18 protein-coding genes are annotated in these 19082 nt (G+C 48.0%); 15 read left to right on the forward strand and 3 right to left on the reverse strand.

Annotation, left to right across the window (positions count from 1 at the left end; translation table 11 throughout):
- A complete protein-coding gene (gene rfbF / locus AC07OI_RS09965; RefSeq protein WP_495257104.1) occupies positions 1–771 on the reverse strand; it encodes a glucose-1-phosphate cytidylyltransferase in 771 nt (256 codons plus the stop codon).
- Entirely contained in the window at positions 768–2972 is a 2205-nt protein-coding gene (locus AC07OI_RS09970; RefSeq protein ID WP_495257105.1) for an O-linked N-acetylglucosamine transferase, SPINDLY family protein, read from the reverse strand. The genes rfbF and AC07OI_RS09970 overlap by 4 nt, the downstream gene beginning before the upstream one ends.
- Before the next feature lie 398 nt (positions 2973–3370).
- Here AC07OI_RS09970 and AC07OI_RS09975 point away from each other — a divergent pair, with 398 nt between their 5' ends.
- From AC07OI_RS09975 to AC07OI_RS10010, 8 genes are all read left to right on the forward strand, one after another.
- A complete protein-coding gene (locus AC07OI_RS09975; RefSeq protein ID WP_492706223.1) occupies positions 3371–4858 on the forward strand; it encodes a flagellin N-terminal helical domain-containing protein in 1488 nt (495 codons plus the stop codon).
- 99 nt (positions 4859–4957) lie between these two features.
- Positions 4958–5341, forward strand: a complete 384-nt coding sequence (locus AC07OI_RS09980; protein WP_492706221.1) for a flagellar protein FlaG — start codon at positions 4958–4960, stop codon at positions 5339–5341.
- A gap of 116 nt (positions 5342–5457) precedes the next feature.
- Positions 5458–7470 carry a flagellar filament capping protein FliD gene (gene fliD, locus AC07OI_RS09985; protein WP_492706219.1) on the forward strand — a complete coding sequence of 671 codons (2013 nt, stop codon included), beginning with the start codon at positions 5458–5460 and terminating at the stop codon, positions 7468–7470.
- Between the two features lie 42 nt (positions 7471–7512).
- Positions 7513–7983 (forward strand): flagellar export chaperone FliS, encoded by a 471-nt coding sequence (fliS, locus tag AC07OI_RS09990; protein WP_492706218.1) that lies wholly within the window; start codon positions 7513–7515, stop codon positions 7981–7983.
- Between the two features lie 6 nt (positions 7984–7989).
- Entirely contained in the window at positions 7990–8325 is a 336-nt protein-coding gene (locus tag AC07OI_RS09995; protein WP_492706216.1) for a flagellar protein FliT, read from the forward strand.
- A 5-nt stretch (positions 8326–8330) separates the two neighbouring features.
- Positions 8331–9662: a flagellar hook-length control protein FliK gene (fliK, locus tag AC07OI_RS10000; RefSeq protein WP_495257106.1), complete on the forward strand. Its 1332-nt coding sequence runs from the start codon at positions 8331–8333 to the stop codon at positions 9660–9662.
- A complete protein-coding gene (locus AC07OI_RS10005) occupies positions 9649–9981 on the forward strand; it encodes an EscU/YscU/HrcU family type III secretion system export apparatus switch protein (protein ID WP_495257107.1) in 333 nt (110 codons plus the stop codon). Before fliK ends, AC07OI_RS10005 begins: the two co-directional genes overlap by 14 nt.
- Before the next feature lie 16 nt (positions 9982–9997).
- Positions 9998–10759 (forward strand): flagellar brake protein, encoded by a 762-nt coding sequence (locus tag AC07OI_RS10010; protein WP_495257108.1) that lies wholly within the window; start codon positions 9998–10000, stop codon positions 10757–10759.
- 95 nt (positions 10760–10854) lie between these two features.
- Here the strand turns inward: AC07OI_RS10010 and fliE are convergent, their stop codons facing one another.
- Positions 10855–11208 (reverse strand): flagellar hook-basal body complex protein FliE, encoded by a 354-nt coding sequence (gene fliE, locus AC07OI_RS10015; protein WP_492706208.1) that lies wholly within the window; start codon positions 11206–11208, stop codon positions 10855–10857.
- 201 nt (positions 11209–11409) lie between these two features.
- On the opposite strand from fliE, the gene fliF reads away from it, so the two are divergent.
- The 7 genes from fliF (at position 11410) to fliL (ending at position 19080) form a co-directional block, all read left to right on the forward strand.
- Positions 11410–13101 carry a flagellar basal-body MS-ring/collar protein FliF gene (gene fliF / locus AC07OI_RS10020; RefSeq protein WP_495257109.1) on the forward strand — a complete coding sequence of 564 codons (1692 nt, stop codon included), beginning with the start codon at positions 11410–11412 and terminating at the stop codon, positions 13099–13101.
- Positions 13094–14089, forward strand: coding sequence for a flagellar motor switch protein FliG (gene fliG, locus AC07OI_RS10025; protein ID WP_492706204.1), 996 nt, complete (start codon positions 13094–13096; stop codon positions 14087–14089). Before fliF ends, fliG begins: the two co-directional genes overlap by 8 nt.
- Positions 14082–14765, forward strand: coding sequence for a flagellar assembly protein FliH (locus AC07OI_RS10030; protein ID WP_495257110.1), 684 nt, complete (start codon positions 14082–14084; stop codon positions 14763–14765). Before fliG ends, AC07OI_RS10030 begins: the two co-directional genes overlap by 8 nt.
- A gap of 5 nt (positions 14766–14770) precedes the next feature.
- Positions 14771–16159 (forward strand): flagellar protein export ATPase FliI, encoded by a 1389-nt coding sequence (gene fliI, locus AC07OI_RS10035; protein WP_495257111.1) that lies wholly within the window; start codon positions 14771–14773, stop codon positions 16157–16159.
- Between the two features lie 32 nt (positions 16160–16191).
- Complete coding sequence (fliJ, locus tag AC07OI_RS10040) at positions 16192–16632, forward strand: flagellar export protein FliJ (protein WP_492706199.1); 441 nt, start codon at positions 16192–16194, stop codon at positions 16630–16632.
- A 20-nt stretch (positions 16633–16652) separates the two neighbouring features.
- A complete protein-coding gene (locus AC07OI_RS10045) occupies positions 16653–18227 on the forward strand; it encodes a flagellar hook-length control protein FliK (RefSeq protein WP_495257112.1) in 1575 nt (524 codons plus the stop codon).
- A 346-nt stretch (positions 18228–18573) separates the two neighbouring features.
- Positions 18574–19080, forward strand: a complete 507-nt coding sequence (fliL, locus tag AC07OI_RS10050; RefSeq protein WP_492706195.1) for a flagellar basal body-associated protein FliL — start codon at positions 18574–18576, stop codon at positions 19078–19080.
- Positions 19081–19082: the final 2 nt, after the last annotated feature.

The raw sequence follows: 19082 nt of genomic DNA on the forward strand, positions 1-19082 counted from the left end.
TTACCATTTCCGCCAAGGTGCACTCCCTGATTGCCACAACTCTTCGAGCAGATTCTTTTCACGCAAAGTGTCCATAGGCTGCCAAAAACCAGCATGTTCAAAAGCCATTAATTGTTGCGCGCGCGCCAGACCAGACAGGGGTTCAAGTTCCCAACTGACATTTTCATCCGCAATATAATCGAGCACGTTGGGAGACAAAACAAAAAACCCGCCGTTAATCCATCCTCCATCACCTCTTGGTTTTTCAATGAATCCCAAAACCTGGTCACCATTCCGCTCCAGCGCACCAAAACGCGCAGGAGGCAGCACGGCTGTTACAGTAGCCAGCTTGCCGTGTGACTTATGAAATTCAATTGAGGCACTGATATCCACATCCGACACGCCGTCACCATAGGTAAAACAGAAGGCTTCCTGATCCTGGATATAACGTGCGACCTTTTTGAGCCGCCCACCTGTCATGGTCTCTTCGCCAGTGTCCACCAATGTTACCTTCCATGGCTCCGCATGGCGCTCATGGACTTCCATGTGATTTTTTTGCATGTCTATAGTGACGTCCGACATATGCAAGAAATAATTAGCAAAATATTCCTTGATCAAGTAGCCCTTATAACCGCAACAAATCACAAAATCGTTGACCCCGTGGGCCGAGTACGATTTCATGATATGCCAAAGTATGGGGTGCCCGCCAATTTCTATCATGGGCTTAGGTTTGAGATGAGTCTCTTCAGAAATTCTCGTTCCCAGTCCTCCGGCTAAAATCACCGCTTTCATGCATTCTGCTCCTTACAATAAATTTCCCACATTTGGCGATAGGCTTTTTCTACGGAGCGGGCAAAAGCTGGTTCATCCATCAGCAATGATTGCTCCATCTCCTGACGCAAACTGCCGCGCAGCCTGCGCAATTCATCAGGATTATGCGCCAGGATAATGGCTTTTTGCGCATATTCTTCCTCAGTTTGGGCCAGCCATTCCTGATGTCCTATCGTTGTCAACAGACTGGCACCAATGCGCCCTACAGGAGGTCTGTCCATCAAGGATATAAACGGAATGCCCATATACAAGGATTCCAGCAAGGTCGTACCAGAATTATGCGGAAAACAATCCAGGCCTATATCCACATGCTTTAACACTTCCCAGGAGGGGGAACTGTAACCTATATGCAAACGAGACCTGTCTATGCCATAACGCATAAAACGGGACGCCATTTCTTCTTGTACTTGCGGATCCTTGAAATCACCACTATTGATCATCAACTGAGAATTGGGCATCGCATCCAGTATTGTTGACCATACACGCACTACTCTGTGATTTATCCTGGTCGAACGAGACAGGCTGCCAAAAGTGATGACGCCAGTCTGCTCAAACGGCGGCGACACCAACTCCGCCCTTCTGGTATCTGGCCTGTACACAAACGCAGGCCCATCCAGACACCAAATTTTTTCAGAAAACAAATGGGCGCAATTGTCGTCAACACTGGGCTTGTCAGTCAAGTAATAATCTATGGCACTGAGACCTGTGGTGTAGCCATACTCCAGCCAATGCAGGGAAACCGGCGCAGGTTTGCGGGCAAAAACGGGTAGGCGATTACCGTTCGTATGACCAGCCACATCGATCAGAACATCAATACCATCTGCACGTATACGCTCTGCCAGGACATCATCTGTCATATCCCGGGTTGGCACCCAATGATCTATCTGCTTCTTATAATAGGCTGTTACTTCATCATCAAAAGGTGGATTGGCGTAGGCATACACCTCAACCTGACTTTTGTCGTGTCCTTCTATTAATGGCAAAAGAAAATATTTACACACATGGTTATAGAAAGCCTGGGTGACGTAACCTACTTTCAAGCGCTTACCTGGGGCAAGTGTATTTTTGAATTTTTTCCAGTTAGATTTGAGTGGCACCCCAAAACGTAAATCAAACTCGTGATAGGCGTTGTATATGACCTCGGGCGTCAAATCAGGATGGTAATTCAGGCAAAACAGCAAGTTTGTGTATATCTTGCGATTAAAGGATGACTGATTATCAGTTTTAAAAGATAGTGCTTTGATATAAGCTTCAATCGCCGCATCAAGATGATTTGCCTCACGTAATGTATCGCCGTAAGCACCCCAGATTTCAGGTAAATCCTCGGTCAAGCTCAGCGCATGCTGACCACATTGTATGGAATCCTGCACCTGGCCATTCTGACGCAAGGCATCTATCAGGTTAGGGTACACCTGAACCAGGTCTGGCTGCAGTCGCAAAGCATGGCGATATTGCTCTATTGCCATGCTGTACATACTGTTTTCTCGATAGGCAAGGCCAAGATTATTGTATAAATAAGGCAAATCAGGACTAAGCTTGATCGCACTGGATATTTTTTCAATGGCATCTTCAGTCCTGCCTATATAACGTAAGGCATTCCCAAGATTATTCAGCGCAACAACCAGATCAGGTTGAATTGCCAGGGATTTCTCGAGATAGACAATTGCTTCGGCGCAGCGCTCAAGAGAAATGAGGGCGCTGCCGATATTCACAAGGATATGTGGATTGCCCGGCAATAAGGCAATGGCCTTACTCAGTGCTTCGTAAGCCTCAGGAAATTTACCCTGCTCTATGCGCGCTACACCTAGATAATCCCAGACGATGCCATCATTCGGCAAGTAGTTTGATAACCAAAGACTGGACTCTTCTAATCGGGGAAAATCCTTGTTTGTCAGATACTTATTGAAAATACCAAAAGCAATGCTCCTGCCACCAAAGAAATTTGAAGTAACAGCGAATGCCTGCTTCAAGTATTCAATAGCCTCATCGTACCGGTTTAGTTCGCCAGATACTTTTGCCAAGGTATACAAGGCTTCTGCATGATGGGGGAAATGCTTAATAACATTCAGGCAGGCTTGCCTGGCATCGGCCAGTGAGTGCGCGGCAAGAAGTTTATTTACCTCACGCATCGCCTTTTGTGTATCAAAACCGGTTTTTGCCATGATTAACGCCTTGGTAAGGTTTAATTTCTTATTTGTATATTTGTCACTCAATTTAACAGGCTGTCGGTCAAAGTGAATAAAACTGCATGCTTAAATCGGAAAATACCAGAAACCATCATGCTCAGGCTTATTTTATAACTAATGATTTTGTTTCCATGTGTTAAATAAAGCCTGAAAACTAAATCAAATTAGACCCTAAAGTATTTAAAAAAAGCGCCGACAAGCGGAAAGAGTAAAAAAACTTGAGCAGAAAAAATAAGATTTATTTTCAGAAACACGCTAAAACTTTTTTAGTCTCTACCGATACCCTTTACAACGGCGGTCCAATAGTCAGCACGAAAGACCAAAGTTTCAGGCTACTACGCCAAAATTGTATAACTTAGGTAAGGAGAATCACCATGGCTGTCATTAATACCAATATTGCTTCGCTGAATGCGCAACGCAATTTGAGCACATCTCAATCCGCTCTGAATACGTCCCTCCAACGTTTGTCTTCTGGCTTGCGTATCAATAGCGCAAAAGACGATGCTGCTGGCCTGGCGATTTCCGAACGTCTTTCCTCGCAAATCGGCGGCTTGAATCAAGCTGCTCGTAATGCAAACGACGGTATCTCTCTGGCGCAAACCGCTGAGGGCGCACTGCAACAAATCGGTGCCAACTTGCAACGTATCCGTGATCTGGCCGTACAATCTGCCAACGGCTCCAACAGCGTTTCTGATCGTGCAGCTCTGAACAACGAAGCAAGTCAGTTGATCTCTGAAATTAACCGCGTTGCCAGCAACACTAACTTCAACGGCGTGAACCTGCTTGACGGTAGCTTCACAGCACAAACTTTCCAAGTTGGTGCTAACGGTACAGCAAACGACCAAATCAGTATCGCTTCCATCTCCAGCGCAAAATCTAGCGCCCTGGGTGTTGGTGCATCTTCCAGCTACGCTACTACAGTAGCCGGTGCCGGTGCAGTTACTACAACAGCTCTGGCTGCTGGTGACCTGTCCATCAACGGCTTCCAGGTTGGCGCATCTGCTGCTGACGGCGTATCTTTCTCCAACTCCACAGGCAGCGGTATCGCAAAAGCAGCAGCAATCAATGCGATCAGCGGTAGCACAGGCGTTACAGCGACTGTAGGTTCCACAACAGTTGCAGGTACAGCCAGCACATCTGCAACAGCGATTGCTTCCGGCGACATCACTATTAACGGCGTGAATCTGGGTGCCTTGAGCGCTTCGACTTCCGGTGCTCAACGTGGTGCTCAAGTTGCTGCAGCGGTTAATGCAATCAGTACACAAACAGGTGTTACAGCTACATTCAATACAACAACTGGTGCAGTTGCACTGGCTGCTGCTGATGGCCGCAACGTTACTGTAACAGCCAGCACAAATGCTGCTGCTGCCGCCGCCAACACAGGTATTACTGTATCGGCAACTGGCGCAACTGATGTCAGCACATCGACACTGTCCCTGACTTCTACCAGCTCTGCAGGTATCACTCTGGCTAACGGTACTGGCACTGGTTTGACAGCAGCCAATCTGACAGGTGGCTTCACTTCTGCCACAGTAACAGTCGGTGCTGGTGTATCCTCACTGAATCTGGGCACTGCTGCCGGGGCCACCGCCGCGTTGACGACCATTGATGCGGCCTTGCAATCGATCAACAGCTCCCGCGCTTCTTTGGGTGCGTATCAAAATCGCTTCTCTTCTGCGATCGAAAGCCTGAACACTAACTCTGAAAACTTGACAGCATCCCGCAGCCGTATCCGTGATGCAGACTTCGCTCAGGAAACTGCTACACTGACACGTGGTCAGGTTCTGCAACAAGCCGGTACTGCGATTCTGGCTCAAGCAAATGCCTTGCCTAACGGTGTTCTGGCCCTGTTGCGTGGTTAATAACAGTAGGCTTATGTAAATTAGGTCTATACTTAAGCTTAAAGCATGTCCCCCTGACCAAATTTTTGGTCAGGGGTATTTTTCTTGAAGGAAAAGATCATGGACATCCGATCGATAGGGAGTGCTTCTCAATCAGGACAACTGATCAATGACCGCATACCTGCTTCAGATGCTGGCGCTACGGTACACAAGTCATCTGCTGCTGTAACCCAAACCATTGATGCTGTCAAAGCGACTTCGTCCGCTACTTCCCCACCCGAAGTAGAGAAAGTGACGAAAGCAGTCAACGATATCAACAAAACGATCCAAGCACTGTCCCAGAACCTGGAATTTAGTGTTGAAGAGCACAGCAATCGTGTCGTGGTCAAAGTTGTTGACCAGCAAACCAAAGAAGTATTGCGTCAGATTCCCTCAGAAGAAGCTCTTGAAATTTCTCGCTCACTCGATAAATTGCAGGGACTATTAATTAAACAGCAAGCATAATTCACAAATATGGCCTTTTTGGGCTAAATTTTAAATTGGCAGGTAAATTCCCCTCTAAAGTCTAGTTTGCCTTAGCCGATAATTTAGTACAGTACGGTCTGACAAGGGGGAATAACGTGGGCATACAATCAACAGGCATAGGCGCAAATCTTGACGTTAATGGCCTGATTACAAAGTTAATGCAGGTTGAAAGCCAACCCCTGACTACATTAGCCAAAAAAGAAGCCAGCTTTCAAGCAAAGCTGTCCGCTTACGGCTCACTCAATAGTGCGCTTGGCATTTTTCAATCGAATGTGACCGGCCTGAGCAATCTCGGGACTTTCCAGACACTGACTGCCAGTTCTGGAGATAGTTCGATAGTCTCGGCAACTACGACCAGTGTTAGCACACAGGGCAGCTACAATATCAACGTCAGCAAGCTTGCCCAGGCGCAAACTATTTCAAGTGCAGGTCAACTCAGTACCACAGCCAGCATCGGTAGCGGAACCAGCACGACCATCAGCTTCCAGTTTGGCACCATTACCGGCGGTAGCGCCACCAATGGCGTCTATAGTGGCTCTACATTTACCCAGGACGCTGGTCAGGCAACCGGCACGGTAACTATTGATGGCGCCAATAATTCACTGCAAGGTATACGTGATGCGATCAATGCCGCCAATGTGGGTGTCAATGCGACTATCGTTGGCGATGGCAGCGCAACACCTTACCATCTGGTGCTTAATTCCAGTAAAACAGGGGCTGCATCCAGCCTGAAAATCAGTGCTACCGGTGATGCAGCGATTCAAAACCTGCTAAATTACGACCCTGCCGGTACACAAAACCTGACGGAAACAACGACTGCGCAAAATGCCGCACTGACCGTCAATGGCATTTCCATTTCCAGTGCCTCCAATGCAGTCACTGGTGCGATTCAGGGCACCACCCTCAATGTTGGCAAGGTTGGCACAACCTCACTGACACTTACCACCAATACCAGTGGCATCCAGTCCGCGATCAATGGCTTTGTCAAAGGCTATAACGATCTGCAGTCCACATTAAAGAACCTGACTGGCTATGATGCAAATACCAAAAAAGGCGGCATCCTGATTGGTGATTCGACTGCCCGCAATGTACAAAGCCAGATTCGCTCTACCCTGACCGCAGGTGTGAATGGCCTGGGTGGTAATATCACGACGCTTGCCAGCATAGGTATCAATTTTCAAAAAGACGGCACCCTGGCGATAGATTCAAGTAAATTACAGAGTGCGTTAAACACTAATTACAGTGAAATCAGCGGTTTGTTTGCCTCTGTTGGTAAAGCCACAGACAGCCTGATCAGCTACAGCAGCTCAACCAGCGCTTCGCAACAAGGTTCTTATGCTGTTGAAGTCTCCGCGATTGCCACACAAGGTGGTCTGCTGGGAAATCTTGACCTGACTACCGGCAATACAACGATTGCAGCCAGCACAACAGTCAATGTCACACTGGATGGTAAAACCGCATCGGTATCCCTGGCTGCCGGCTCATATACCTCATCCGCACTCGCCACTTTGATACAGACGTCGATCAATGGCAATTCAATATTCAAAGATAATGGTTCGACCGTAGTTGCAACCATCAATGGTAGTGGTTTTCTGCAATTGCAATCCACTCGCTACGGCAGTGCATCCAACGTCACACTGGCCGATGGTACAGGAACAGGTGCAGCTTCATTGACTGGCACTTCGCTGGCCGGAACGGCTGGCGTTGATGTTGCAGGTAAAATTAATGGCGTCACTGCATCTGGAGTTGGTCAATATTTGACAGGTGCGGCCAGTACGCCAACTGAAGGGCTGAAGATATTGGTTAGCGGCGGTGCCATTGGTGCTCGCGGGACATTGAATTTCTCCAAAGGCTATGCAACACAGATATCTTCCCTGCTCTCTACCGTTGTCGGTACTTCAGGCTCGATATCCAGCGCTAGTGATGGCATTAACAGAAGTATCAAAGATATCGGCAAACAACGCGATACTTTGAATAGTCGTTTATTCGATGTAGAAGCGCGTTATCGTGCGCAATTTACTGCTTTGGATAGAATTGTAAGCAACCTCAATAATACGAGTTCGTTTCTTACTCAGCAATTAGCAGCATTAACTGCAAGTACGAAATAAATTCAGTAAGCAATCAGAAAATACCAGAGAGGATAAATCGCTATGTTTGGCTCATCTCAAGTGCGCGGCGCAAATGCCTATGCAAAAGTTGGCATTGAGACTGGCGTTGTTGCTGCCAGTCCCCACAAATTAATAGTCATGCTGTTTGATGGAGCCATAGTTGCCATTTCAAATGCCGTGCATCATTTGAGTACAGGAGATGTCGCCTCCAAAGGTCAGGCTATTTCAAAAGCAATAGCGATTATTGAAAACGGCTTGCGTGCCAGCCTGGATAAAAAAGCCGGTGGTGAAATTGCTGTCAGTCTGGACTCATTGTACGAGTACATGACGGCCAGGCTATTGCAAGCCAATCTGGAAAATAACGACCATATGCTCACTGAAGTTCAGAATTTATTGCGTGACCTGAAAACTTCCTGGGAAGCCATTGCCCCCACTAAAGAGGTCATTACTGAAGCCCCGAAAATGAATGTTGACCCATTGTCACCTCGTCCTGCCAACTTTGTTGAGGCTTGAATCAAGATGAATAGTCTGGAACTGATCTCATTGTATGAAAATGTTGCTTCGATTACAGGCAACATGCTGGAAGCTGCACGCTCAGGAAATTGGGAATTGCTGGAACAACTGGAAAGTGACTGCTCCAGTCGCGTACAAACCATACGTGAAAGCGAGATTCCTTTTGATCTGCCTGCAGATATGCGTGACAAGAAAGTCCGCATCATCAAAAAAATTCTTGCTGACGACAAGGAAATCCGTGACATTACTGAACCATGGATGGCGCAGTTGTCAGATATGATGAAAAATTCCAGTACCAACAGAAAATTATCCAATGCTTATGGTGCAGGTAATACAGCCTGATTTTTATGGCTACCCGACTCGATATCCTGTCCAAACCAGTTGCCAATATCGAGGCACCAGCAGCTGCACTATCAATTAGCGAAACCAAGCAGGACATCACCCCGAAACTGGCACAGCTTGTTACCGGGCAATTGCTCAAGGGCGAGATCCTGTCAAAATTGATGGACGGCAGCTTTACCGTCAGAGTAGCTGGTATTACTGCCAAAATGATGTTACCCGAAGGTAGCAAGACGGGTGACCAAATTCCATTGCGCCTTATTGCGACCGAGCCTCGCCCCACATTCCTGCTGGAACATGACGGCGACGCTCACTTCCCGACCCCACTACCGCAAAATTACGCCACAGGTGCAGAGAAACGCCAGCAACTGCCTGCCAGTAATTATCTGGGCGTTGTTGCTGACGAAGTTGAGACACCCAGCTCTCAAACTACCGCCAGGACAGGTATTCCAGAGTCTGGCGTCAAAGCCGATACTTCCAGCATAGTCAATCTGTCCGTCAACGAAGCTGGCAAAAAAATCAGCAATGATGCCAGCATCAATTCACCTAAAGTCAGTACTCAGGAAGTTGCAACGACTAAATCGACTGAAGTCAGTAACAAGGCAAACCTCAACAATGCCGTTGCAATTGATACGACGCCGGATCGCCTGAGTAGCGCACCGACATCCCTGAGCAGTACAGGTAAATTTATTACCCAAATTTTGCAGACTGCCCCAAATCAGGGCGAAAAACTGAGTATTGCCAGTCAGACGCCTGTAGTGGCGACAGTTGCAGAATTAAAGGACACTAGTGCAACAGCAAACAAACTCCAGCATCAGATCAACACCAGCGGCTTGTTTTATGAATCGCATGTTGCAGAATGGGCACAGGGTAAACGTCCTATCAATGACATCAAGGCAGAGCCTCAATCCCAAATTAGCTCGTCTGACATGGCTGTCAGCAACTCTGCTACCGCTTTAAACCCGGTGAATAAAGAAATGGGACAAATAATTCACCAGCAATTAAATGTTCTTGAGCAAAATATTGTACGATGGCAAGGAGAGCTTTTCCCCGGGCAAAAAATTGAGTGGGAGATAAAAAAAGAAAGCCCGGGCAATCGCAATCCACAAGAAGTTGAGGATGCAAACTGGCAATCGGTGGTTCACTTTGATTTGCCCAACCTGGGGCCAGTCACGGCTATCATCAATCTGCAATCGAGTAATCTGGGCCTGTCCTTACGGGCTGAGCAAAGCACCACTGTCTCCGCTCTGAAGGATCATGCAAGTGAACTGGCAACTGCGATGCAGATGGCCGGCTCACCACTGATGTCTTTTGTGGTGAATAAAAATGAGCGCAGTTAATCCACCTGTCAAACCAATACAAAATGCCGTTGCGCTGGCTTACCAGAATGGCGATGCAGCGCCTAAAGTAGTTGCCAAAGGCAAGGGCTTGATCGCAGAAGAAATTATTGCCAGAGCCAAAGAGCATGGAGTACATGTACATCAGTCCAAGGAGTTGGTTTCCTTGCTGATGAAAGTCGATCTTGACCGGGATATTCCTCCCGCCTTGTATCGCGCAGTTGCAGAACTGCTCGCTTGGCTTTACCATATTGATACGGAAAAGTCTGAGACAATTTCGGAGACTTCAGGGCCACAAAAAATTAAACAGCCCCTTCTTTAAATGTTATTATAAAAATATGCCATCGACACCTCCGAGTCTGGGTACAGAAAATCAAAGCCCGTTTCAAGTTGATTCCCGCCGGGAAATCATCGGTCTTTTGCGCGGCTTGAAAGAAAGCAAGCAATTGATCAGCATGCTGATCAATAATGGTTCAGAAGTTTTCATCACTTCTATACTTGATGTTGATGACGACACCAACCTCGTGATTATCGACAGTGCACCCGGTCAATTGGCAAATCAGCGCATTATTGAAGCCTCCAGAGTGTCGTTTGAAGGTTTGCTGGACAGAATCAGCATACAATTTTCAGCTTCCAATCTTGAACGCATCGATTTCGAAGACCGCCCTGCACTGCAGTTTGAGATACCGACGAATATGATACGTCTGCAAAGGCGCGAATATTATCGTATCAATACCCCGCTCTCCAACCCTATCCGTGCGCTAATACCCGTGCAACTGGAAGACAGACAGGAAATACTGAAGCTTGCTTTGGTAGATATCAGCTGCGGCGGCATTGCCATACTGGATGAAAGAAAAGTTCTCGATAGCACAATCGGTGTGATCTATGAGCATTGCAAACTGGATTTACCAACCATAGGTCTGGTGGACGTGATACTGCAAATACGCAATTCACAGGATCTGGTTTTGCTCAATGGAAAATCAAACCGCCGGCTCGGCTGCCAGTTCATCAATATGTCCAATAGCGTGTTAGCCAGTATTCAGCGGTACATCATGAAACTGGAACGAGAACGCAATGCCAAACTGACTGGCATACGCTAAAAACAAAGCCCGGTTTCAAATAACCGGGCTTTGTTTTTTTTGCTGTCGCAAAATGCGAATTTCTGGCATTTACCAGCACACCAGGACTGCGCAACTTATATCTGCATATTCATGATGTCATGGTAAGCGGATACCAGCTTGTTCCTGACCTGTACCGTAGTCTGGAATGAAATATTGGCTTTTTGCATGGAAATCATCACATCAGACAAACTGACTTTGTCATCACCCATGGCAAATTTTTGCCCCAATTGTTGCGAACTCACCTGTGACTGATTCACACTTTCCAGTGAAGCCTTCAAGGCCTCAGCAAAGTCCAGTCTGCCAGGGGGCGCAGTATTTTCTGTCGGACTCACGCCCAGACCAGAGCTGGCCTCCATTCTGGCGGCAGTCGCTTTTAATTGCGCAACCATGGCCTCAATGCGGCTTGCGTCTATGCCACCCACTTTCATTTGATCACCTCTAATGTCGACTTTCACATTTGCTACATTAACAGTCAAAAATCAAATGGGAGCTTGGAAAAGAACAGGAAAGACATCGTTTTTCCCGCGTTTGATTTTAGTATTTAAGTGGACAATCGCTATCAAGGAAAAAACCATATCTGGAATAGCAAGCATGCAATCCACTGACACATTAATCGGACAAGGTGAACTATGGCAACCGCAGACAATATAGCAATTGCCCCGCCTGGACCTGCCCTGCCAGGCATATTTGGCTTGCCGCAAACCCCGGCCATACGCAACATCATGTTGGCAGTAGGTGCAGCAATTACCCTTGCCATCATGGTTGGCGTATGGCTATGGAGCCAGGCACCTGACTACAAAGTCCTGTTTTCCAATTTTAATGACAGGGATGGCGGCGCCATCGTTGCCTCATTGCAACAATTAAACATTCCTTACAAATATTCTGACGGTGGAAATGCCATTCTCGTACCGGCTAATCAGGTGCATGACGCACGCCTGAAACTGGCGTCCCAAGGCTTGCCTAAGGGTGGCAATGTGGGCTTTGAGCTGATGGAAAACCAAAAACTTGGCATCTCCCAGTTTTTGGAACAAGTGAATTTTCAGCGCGCACTGGAAGGTGAATTGGCACGTTCTATTCAGGCAGTGTCAGCAGTCCAGACTGCCCGTGTGCATCTGGCCATACCGAAATCGCAAGTCTTTATCCGAGACCAACAAAAACCAACTGCCTCAGTTTTATTGAATCTTTATCCTAGCCGCGTACTGGATCAGCAACAGGTCAGCGCCATCATCCATCTCGTGGCCAGCAGCGTACCCGAGTTGTCCGCCAAAAATGTCACCATCGTCGATCAGCAAGGTAATTTGCTGTCAGATCCTAGCAAGCAAATGGCGAATAACACGCTTGACCCTTCACAGCTTAAATATGTGCAGGAATATCAGCAAAACATCATCAAGCGCATAGAGTCGATTATTTCGCCTATCGTCGGGGCCAATAACGTCCGCGCTGAAGCTACTGCGGATATCGATTTTTCCCGCTCTGAACAGGCTGCAGAAACCTACAAACCAAATTCACCGCCAGAAGCATCTGCGATACGCAGCCAGCAAACCAGCGAGTCTTACAATAAAGGGGTTAATCCATCCGGAATACCAGGCGCACTGAGCAACCAGCCCCCTGTCCCGGCGACCGCGCCTATCGTCGCCAGCGGTGCAGCAAATACGCAAAGCGCAGCATCCAATGCCGGTCTGATGCAAAAAGATTCCACCATGAATTTTGAAGTGGACAAAACCATACGCTACACCCAGCAGCCTATGGGCGGCGTAAAACGTCTTTCTGTTGCGGTTGTCATCAACTACAAAACAGAAACAGACAAAAATGGCAAAACCACGACACGTCCTTTGACAGACATAGAAAAAACCCAGATCACCGACCTGACCAGAGAAGCCATGGGCTTCAACAAAGACCGGGGTGACACATTGAATGTCGTCAACAGCCCCTTTGCCAGCCCTGAAAAAGAGCCTATAGTGGACTTACCACTGTGGAAACAGCCCGATGTATTGCAAATGGCTAAGGAAATCGCCAAATACATAGGCGTTGCCATTGTGCTTGCCTACTTGTTTTTTGGCTTCCTGAAACCCATGTTACTTAAAATGATGGGTAAAGACAAAGAAACCCTCGAAGCAATCGAAGCTGAAAAACTAGCGCAGGAAGAGGCTGAAAAAGAGGAAGAAGAAGCTGCCATTGTGAACCTGTCGAAAGAAGCCGAGTTGCAAAATACAAGACATGGTTCCACCTACGAAATGAATCTGGAAATGGCAAAACAATTGGCAAAAGACGATCCGCGTATTGTCGCTAACGTAGTAAAGGCATGGGTCAGCAATGAGTGAAGACGGAGTGCAAAAAGCCGCCACCCTGATGTTGGCACTGGGTGAAGATGCGGCCGCAGAGGTCATGAAATATCTTGGACCACGCGAAGTGCAAAAGATAGGTGCAGCCATGGCTGCGATCGGCCCTATCCCGCATGAAGCCATTGCCAAGGTGCTGGATGACTTCAAGGCTGCGGCTGATCTGAGTTCGTCTGTTGGTCTGGATTCAGATGAGTACATACGCAATGTGCTGACCAAGGCCCTGGGGGATGACAAGGCTGCATCGCTATTGAACCGTATTCTGGGTGGCAAGGACGCCAGCGGTATCGAGAGCCTGAAATGGATGGATTCTCCCTCAGTCGCAGAACTGATCAAGAATGAGCATCCACAAATTATTGCCACCATTCTGGTCCATCTGGAAAGTGACCAGGCCTGCGAAATTCTGAATCAGTTTACCGAGCGCCTGCGCAACGATATCGTCCTCCGTATCGCCACACTGGACGGTATCCAGCCTACCGCATTGCGCGAATTGAATGATGTCTTGACCAAACTCCTGACCGGCAATGAAAGTCTGAAGAAAAAATCCATAGGTGGCGTGCGTGCTGCAGCAGAAATCCTGAATTTCATGAGTGGAGAGAATGAAGCTTCAGTCATGGATAACCTGCGCAAATATGATGGCGACATGGCCGAAAAAATCATGGATGAGATGTTTGTCTTCGATAACATCCTTGAAATTGATGACAAGGGCATACAGTTGCTGTTGCGCGAAGTACAGTCTGATTCACTGATTGTTGCCCTGAAAGGTGCGAATCAGGATATGCGCGAGAAAATTTTCAAGAATATGTCGCAACGTGCAGCAGAAATGATGCGCGAAGATCTGGAATCCAAAGGCCCGGTACGCCTTTCCGAAGTTGAAGCACAACAAAAACAAATACTGCTCATCGTCAGACGTCTCGCCGACGAAGGCCAGATCATGTTAGGTGCCAAAGGCGAAGATGCTTATGTCTAATAATGCCACACGCAGCGGCGACATGACTGCTTTCCAGCGCTGGGAAATGGCTTCGTTTGGTGATAACAGGCCTGCCCAGGTAGAAGAAGTCAGAGCAGCCAACGCCCAGGTCGCTGCCCAGCAGCGTGTGGAAACAGAAAATGCCCGTGAAGCTGCCAAACAGGAAGGATTTGCCGCTGGTTATAAGGAGGCCTATGAACGTGGTCTGAAAGATGGCCAGGAAACTGCCTATGCGGAAACCATGGAACAGGTACAAGTGGAAATCCACTCCCTGCAGCAAATGGCGCAGGCATTTTCCGAACAATTGCACACCGCGTCCCAGCAAATGGGTAATGAATTAATGCGTCTGGCAGTGGACATGGCACAGGCCATGCTGAAGTCCAAGCTCGATGCTGACCCTACCGTCATCCTGCCCATCGTTGAAGATGCGATTGCACAGTTAGCCAGCGTACAACAGCCAGCACAAATCTTGCTGAATCCTGAAGATGTGGCGATGGTGAAAAATCAATTGGGTGAGACCCTGGCTGCGGATGGCTGGCGTATCGTGCCCGATAGCCATATGGAACGCGGCGGCTGCAAGCTGGTGACCCAACACAATCTGGTCGATGCCAGCTACTCTACCCGCTGGAAAAAACTCTTGGACAGCATGCAAATCAGTGACTATAAAGCAGGTTGAGATTCATGCAGGATACCTTTATCAATGACTGGAAATCCAAGCTCAACTTAAGCCGGGAGCAGATTTCACATGTCCAGACCACGACCATGTCCGGCAGAGTCACCCGGGTCACCGGTCTGGTCATGGAAGCTGTAGGCCTGCAATTACCCGTAGGTAGTGCCTGTAGCATACATTTACAAAGTGGTGCAAAAATAGATGCCGAGGTCGTTGGCTTCGATGGTGACAGGTTGTTTTTGATGCCACACAGCGATCTTGATGGCGTCACGCCAGGGGCACCGGTGTTCCCGGCAGAGCCGGAAGCACATGAAGTCGTCAATCACCCACGCAGGCGTCCCAGCGACAGAAGCCGTCATCTGCCTGTCGGGTATGAATTATTGGGACGTGTGCTGGATGGCAATGGCCGCCCCCTTGATACACTGGGCCCTCTTGGCACCCATGAATCCGCCCCCCTGGGCGCACGCATATATAACCCGCTGGAGCGCGCCCCTATCGTTGAAACTCTGGATGTGGGTGTCCGTGCCATCAACAGCATGCTGAGCGTAGGCAAAGGCCAGCGTCTGGGTTTGTTTGCCGGTTCAGGCGTAGGTAAGAGTGTCTTGCTGGGCATGATGGCACGCTATACCGCTGCCGACATTATTGTGGTTGGCCTGATTGGTGAGCGGGGACGTGAGGTTAAAGAATTTATTGAGCAAATTCTTGGCACCGAGGGCCTGGCACGTTCTGTCGTGGTAGCAGCACCTGCCGATGCTCCACCTCTGATGCGCCTGCAAGGTGCCGCCTATGCGACCACCATTGCTGAATATTTCAGGGATCAGGGTCGTAGTGTATTGCTGATCATGGATTCTCTGACACGCTATGCCATGGCGCAAAGGGAAATCGCCCTTGCCATAGGCGAGCCGCCAGCAACCAAGGGCTACCCGCCATCTGTATTTGCCAAGTTGCCAGTACTGGTGGAGAGAGCCGGTAACGGCAAATCTGGTGGTGGTTCAATTACTGCCTTTTATACCGTCCTGACTGAGGGTGATGATCAACAGGATCCGATTGCGGATGCCGCCAGGGCTATTCTGGATGGCCATATCGTCTTGAACCGGACTTTGGCAGAAAGCGGTCATTATCCTGCCATTGATATAGAACAATCAATCAGCCGCGCCATGCATAGCATTACATCACCAGAGCATCAGGCTCTTTCCAGAAAACTGAAACAGCTGTATTCCCGCTATGAACGCAGCCGTGATTTGATCAGCGTAGGTGCCTATTCACCGGGATCAGACCCACTACTGGATGAGGCAATCCGGTTGCACGGAAAAATAGTTTCATTTTTGCAACAAGATATTACTGAAAAATGCAGCATTCCTGAAAGCTTGGGGCAACTTCAGGCTCTATTCAACGGATAGAAAATCCTGCCAGCGACTATACTTAAATCACCATGGCGTTGAAATCACCAATTAGCACACTGATAGAAATTACAGAAAAAGAAGTTGACGATGCCGCCAAACTTCTGGGTAAAGCCATACGTGCGCATGAAGATACTGAGAAAAAGCTGAATTTATTACAGCAATACCGCGATGATTACGCGCAAAGATTACAGGATGGTGCGGCAAAAGGTCTGACTGTGTCGCAATATACGAATTTTTTGTCTTTCCTGGCCAAGCTTGACTCTGCCATCGATGGGCAAAAGCAGGTCGTCATGGATGCAGAGCATCGTATCGTGATGGCAAAAACAGAATGGCAAGCCACTGAGAAAAAACGACTTTCTTATGACACTTTGCAAAACCGTGCACAAACGGTGTTGCAAAAAAAGGAAGCGAAACGAGATCAGAAGCAAACCGATGAAATGGCTGCTCGCGCCCTCTTCTATAAGCGCTAATTTATTTACAGGTACCGCAAATGCAAGCTAATCCCATACTGACAGCGATAGACAAACCAGGTGCGGCTACCAAGCCAGGCAAAAACAGCACATCTGGCAATTCTGAAATCAGCTTTAACCAAATGCTGAACAAAGAAATCTCCGGTACAAAAAAACCGGAAATGGATGTTGCACGCCCTGTCAATAGGCCTGCCCCGCCCGCCAAGAATAATAACAACGTCAACACAAACAACAATAACGCAGCCAATTCCGGCAACAAGCTGGCAAATAATGAAAATGCTGCGCCTGCACCATCAAATGCCACAAAAGCAGATGACTCGAATACTGATGGCACTGTAGCCAAAGAAGATGAAACTGATGTCAAAAAAGAAGATGATATCAGCGAACAAATTCTGGCTCTGGTAGGTAATCTCAATGCGGCAGCAGTTACTACAGAGATAGTAAGAAAACCTGTAGCAGACGACATTGATACGAGCAAGACTGATAATCTTGCTGCCATTTCCAGTACTGATACTGCCGCCACAGCCGACTTGGTCGATAACAATGCAGTCGCAGCACTGACAAAGTCAGCGGTAGAAAATCAGAATAAGATTGCAGCACAATTTGATAGTTCTACCGCGGGCAAGGAACAAATTAAACCTGAAGCCCCTGCGACTCAGGCAGATATAGCAGCAATTGCAGCGCAAATGATCGCCAGCAAGGCAGATGCCAAAACCACTGCTAAACTGGCTGAAAACAGCTCAAATGCAGCCACCTCATCTCTTGATAAAGATGTTGGAAAATTGACCGAGGCCGTTACCAGTGCCGCCGAACTTACAGCCCTTGCTCCAAAAGATGGTCTGGCAGTGAAGAGTACGGCTACGACTGGCACAGAGAAGCCTGCAGAAACCGCCGTTAGCGAAACTAAAGTTGATGATCTGAGTTTGAATAAAACGGCAAATGACAAGACTGGTGATACACGGCCTGCAGTAGCGGCAGAGACACCCCGATCGTTCGCCAGCGATATTGCGCAGGCAAAAGATGCCTTGGCAGAACGTATATCCGACATCAAATCCGGCTCAGCCGCGAAAGATAGTCAACAAGTGATTACTCCACCAGCAATTGCAGCAAATGCTGTCAGCAGCACGCAATTCAATGCCGCCGTTCTGGCAGCAGAGCAAATCGCACCACGCGTTGGCAGTAATGGCTGGGATAAGGCAGTGGGTCAAAAAGTCGTCTGGATGGTCGGCGAAGGCATGCAATCGGCTGAACTGACATTGAATCCGCCAGATCTGGGGCCCTTGCAGGTCGTGCTGAAGGTCAGCAATGAACAAGCCAGTGCCAGTTTTTCTTCAGCTCAGCCAGAAGTCAGGGAAGCGTTGGAAGCCGCCTTGCCACGTTTAAAACAAATGCTCAATGATGCTGGTGTCCAACTGACAGGGTTCTCTGTGAATTCACAGGCAGCCGGTCAGGGGCAAAATTTCACACAACAACAGCCACGCAGCATTAATTCATCAAGAATTGGCACAGATGTGCCAGACAATACTATTAGCACCGCAAACACGACACCCGCCAGAATACAGACAAATAACGGCCTGGTAGATACCTTTGCCTGAGATAAGCTTACTCAGGTCGGCTTGAAACAATTACGCCACTACGCAATGATCAGCAATGCCGCCTGCCTATACGCCAGGGGCGTTGCTGTAAGCGCTTATTTCACTTTCTGACACACAAGAATTGCTCATACGCATCGTGATCAAGCCCTACTCTCTGGAAAAAAGCCTGCACATGCATGTAGAATGGTCGTGAACAGGCTGATCCAGGTAACAAAGCGAACTCACATCGTTTTGCAAACAATAGAGATAAGCTGAAATACGCCCTCTTTTTCTTGGATATTAAATACCTGCTATCAAGCATAATACTTAAAAATCATGGCATTTAATGCCTACAGAGAGGAAAACCATGGCGAAAGCACCGGCCAAAGCAGCGGAAGCAAGTGATGCTCCAGCAGCAGGAAAATCAAAGAAAAAACTCCTGATCATCATCGCCGCCGTCGTATTTTTATTGGTCGCCGCAGGCGGTGGTGCCGCTATTTTTCTATCTAAAAAGGCTTCTTCCTCCAAAGAAAAAGAACATAAAACTGAACCGACAAAAGCACCTGTATTTCTGGCGCTGGAAGCATTTACAGTCAATCTGCAATCAGAAAACGGCGATAAATACCTGCAGATCAGCATGACCTTGCAAGTGCAGGATGAAGAGCAGGTAACGCTCATCAAGGCTAATATGCCGCAAGTGCGCAGCCGTTTATTGCTGCTGCTGTCGAGCAAAGATTCGACTGAAATTCTGTCGTCTGAAGGCAAGGAAAAACTGGTCAATGAAATCATAGAAAAAGTTGCTCAGCCTTTTACGCCCAAGGGCGAGCCCCAAAAAATCAGCGGCGTTTTCTTCACTTCTTTTGTAGTTCAATAAAA

The organism is Undibacterium sp. GW821-FHT07F11 (assembly GCF_059418665.1).

Coding starts and splice junctions, on each gene's coding strand:
- fliE (WP_492706208.1), bottom strand. CDS start 11,208: ATGAAAGTGGGTGGCATAGACGCAAGCCGCATTGAGGCCATGGTTGCG.
- AC07OI_RS09975 (WP_492706223.1), top strand. CDS start 3,371: ATGGCTGTCATTAATACCAATATTGCTTCGCTGAATGCGCAACGCAAT.
- AC07OI_RS09995 (WP_492706216.1), top strand. CDS start 7,990: ATGAATAGTCTGGAACTGATCTCATTGTATGAAAATGTTGCTTCGATT.
- fliG (WP_492706204.1), top strand. CDS start 13,094: ATGAGTGAAGACGGAGTGCAAAAAGCCGCCACCCTGATGTTGGCACTG.
- fliF (WP_495257109.1), top strand. CDS start 11,410: ATGGCAACCGCAGACAATATAGCAATTGCCCCGCCTGGACCTGCCCTG.
- AC07OI_RS10005 (WP_495257107.1), top strand. CDS start 9,649: ATGAGCGCAGTTAATCCACCTGTCAAACCAATACAAAATGCCGTTGCG.
- fliS (WP_492706218.1), top strand. CDS start 7,513: ATGTTTGGCTCATCTCAAGTGCGCGGCGCAAATGCCTATGCAAAAGTT.
- AC07OI_RS10030 (WP_495257110.1), top strand. CDS start 14,082: ATGTCTAATAATGCCACACGCAGCGGCGACATGACTGCTTTCCAGCGC.
- AC07OI_RS10010 (WP_495257108.1), top strand. CDS start 9,998: ATGCCATCGACACCTCCGAGTCTGGGTACAGAAAATCAAAGCCCGTTT.
- fliK (WP_495257106.1), top strand. CDS start 8,331: ATGGCTACCCGACTCGATATCCTGTCCAAACCAGTTGCCAATATCGAG.
- AC07OI_RS09970 (WP_495257105.1), bottom strand. CDS start 2,972: ATGGCAAAAACCGGTTTTGATACACAAAAGGCGATGCGTGAGGTAAAT.
- AC07OI_RS10045 (WP_495257112.1), top strand. CDS start 16,653: ATGCAAGCTAATCCCATACTGACAGCGATAGACAAACCAGGTGCGGCT.
- rfbF (WP_495257104.1), bottom strand. CDS start 771: ATGAAAGCGGTGATTTTAGCCGGAGGACTGGGAACGAGAATTTCTGAA.
- fliJ (WP_492706199.1), top strand. CDS start 16,192: ATGGCGTTGAAATCACCAATTAGCACACTGATAGAAATTACAGAAAAA.
- AC07OI_RS09980 (WP_492706221.1), top strand. CDS start 4,958: ATGGACATCCGATCGATAGGGAGTGCTTCTCAATCAGGACAACTGATC.
- fliL (WP_492706195.1), top strand. CDS start 18,574: ATGGCGAAAGCACCGGCCAAAGCAGCGGAAGCAAGTGATGCTCCAGCA.
- fliI (WP_495257111.1), top strand. CDS start 14,771: ATGCAGGATACCTTTATCAATGACTGGAAATCCAAGCTCAACTTAAGC.